At 39.5% G+C, this 1,502-nt stretch carries 1 protein-coding gene; it reads right to left on the bottom strand.

Features of this window, described 5'->3' with window-relative positions; genetic code table 11:
• Nucleotides 1–222 precede the first annotated feature (222 nt).
• Nucleotides 223–1,437, bottom strand: coding sequence for an IS256 family transposase (locus D0T60_RS18425; protein ID WP_163219940.1), 1,215 nt, complete (start codon nt 1,435–1,437; stop codon nt 223–225).
• Between the last annotated feature and the right edge of the window lie 65 nt (nt 1,438–1,502).

The following is a 1,502-nucleotide window of genomic DNA, read 5'->3' as shown; positions in this document are numbered from 1 at the left end:
GGGAGCGTAAATTAAACTGTGTCAGCTTTTCGCTTTCACTTTAAGGTTTCAGGTTTTTCATTCCCCTGTCTCATTCAATGGGTAATGAGGAACCTGAGTTTTGTTGGTAAAAACGGTTAGGGGTCGATCCCCTAATCGTTTTTGTTTTCAATGGTACAACGTATCACCATCGTTTTGTTGGTTTACAAAACTACTAAATAAAGAGGATATAGAGTGCTTCTCCTAAAATAATTTGAACCTCTCTGGATATAAGATGGCCAGTTGCTGTGCCGTTTTCCCCCAGTTAGCCAGAGGCATAGTCCATTTCTTGCGTATGTTTCGATAAGCTAAATAGACTAACTTTTCCAAGGCGGTGTCATTGGTAAAAACTCCCTTGTTTTTAGTTACTTTTCTGATTTGTCGATGATAACCCTCTACTGTATTTGTAGTATAAATCATTTTTCTAATGCCGTCAGAGTACTGAAAGTAAGCAGAAAGCTTTTCCCAGTTATCTCGCCAGGACTTGATGACAATAGGATAATCTTCACCCCATTTAAGTTCTAAGTTGTCCAGTTCAACCTCCGCCTGTTCCTTGCTTACAGCCTGATAAACCAATTTAAGGTCTTTCATAAAGGTCTTTTGATTCTTACTGGCAACATACTTGATGGAGTTGCGTATTTGATGAACAATACAACTTTGGACTGTCGTTTCTGGAAAAACGCTTTTGATAGCATCAGAAAACCCGGTTAGGTTATCCGTACAGGCAATAAGAATGTCTTTTACTCCACGGGATTGGATGTCCGAGAGACAAGATAACCAAAAATTAGCACCTTCACTTTTGGAAATATACATCCCCAATAGATCTTTATAGCCATCAGAGTTAATCCCGATAATATTATAAATAGCTCGTGTGACGGGACGATTCTTTTCATCCATAACCTTGTAATGAATAGCATCCATCCAAACAATAGCATACACATTTTCCAAAGGACGAGACCGCCATGCCTGTATTTCAGGAAGAACACGATCCGTTATAGAACTGATCGTTTCCGCAGAAACACGATTGCCCAGATTCTCCTCCATCCAATCACTGATCTCACGAGTGCTATTACCTAAGGCATACAAACCGATGATGCGATCCGCAACACCGTCAGCCAATATACGCTCACGCTTCTTAATAAATTCAGGCTCAAAGGTAGATTCACGATCTCGAGGAGTGTGAACCGTAACTTCACCAAGAGGGGTTTGAACCTGCTTAGGAGTATAACCATTACGACGATTACCACTGGAACGCTCATCAGCATCCATGTGAACATCCATCTCGCCTTCTAAGGCAGCATTGAGGATGCTTTCTAACAAAGGAGCAAAGGCACCATCTTTACCTAATAAAGACTTGCCAGACTTTAATTGCTCTAAAGCTTTGTTCTTAATGCTTTCAAAATCAAATTCTTCTTTCATAAAAAAAACTGTGTTAGTAAAGTTAATAATTTATTCTTTACTGACACAGTTTAAATTACAGTCTC

Source organism: Bacteroides sp. 224 (assembly GCF_010500995.1).
GTDB lineage: Bacteria > Bacteroidota > Bacteroidia > Bacteroidales > Bacteroidaceae > Bacteroides.
The sequence above is the reverse complement of the archived record's forward strand: the minus strand, read 5'-3'. Positions and strand labels throughout refer to the sequence as shown.

Coding starts and splice junctions, on each gene's coding strand:
- D0T60_RS18425 (WP_163219940.1), bottom strand. CDS start 1,437: ATGAAAGAAGAATTTGATTTTGAAAGCATTAAGAACAAAGCTTTAGAG.